At 57.6% G+C, this 571-nt stretch carries 1 protein-coding gene; it reads right to left on the reverse strand.

The window, feature by feature from the left end; translation table 11 throughout:
• Nucleotides 1-571 (reverse strand): hypothetical protein (locus tag Phpb_RS09245; protein WP_131817509.1); only part of this gene is annotated, 571 nt, incomplete at both ends.

The raw sequence follows: 571 nt of genomic DNA on the forward strand, positions 1-571 counted from the left end.
TGACTGGCAATAGTGCCCTGCTGGTTGTCGAGCCGGTCGGTGGTGAGGGTCAAGTTCCCCTGATTGAATACCATCCCCTCACGGTTATTTAGGGCGCGGGTGTTAAGCGCCAGTTCACCGGTCCCGGTCTGGTTAATTTTTCCTTTCAGGTTAGAGATATCTGGGGTCGTGAGGTGGATTTCCCGCGCCACTAACTGGCCGCCGTTGTTGTTAAACTGGCCCGGGGTTTTCGCGCTAAAACGGTCGGCGTTGACGGTAGCGCGAGCGGTACTTATCCCCGATTGACCGGCAGTCAGTTGAATCTGTCCGGCCGCCGTCTGGCTGTCGCTCAGGTCAATCTGTTGACCGTGGATAGCCAGCGTATCGGCGGCCAGATTTTTCCCCTTCGCCTGAACGTGCTGCGCGGTCAGAGTTAATGAGCCGGGTAACGTGGTACGCCCTTTATCATCCAGCCCCGCAGCCCATACGCTGTCGTGACCACTTTGTATCGTGCCTGCTCTGGCGGTGATATTGCCCCGTGCCTCAACCCGGCCGCTATTGTTCAGTTGTTCGCCTGATTGCAAGGTCACCG

The organism is Photorhabdus namnaonensis (assembly GCF_001684335.1).
Lineage (GTDB): Bacteria > Pseudomonadota > Gammaproteobacteria > Enterobacterales > Enterobacteriaceae > Photorhabdus > Photorhabdus namnaonensis.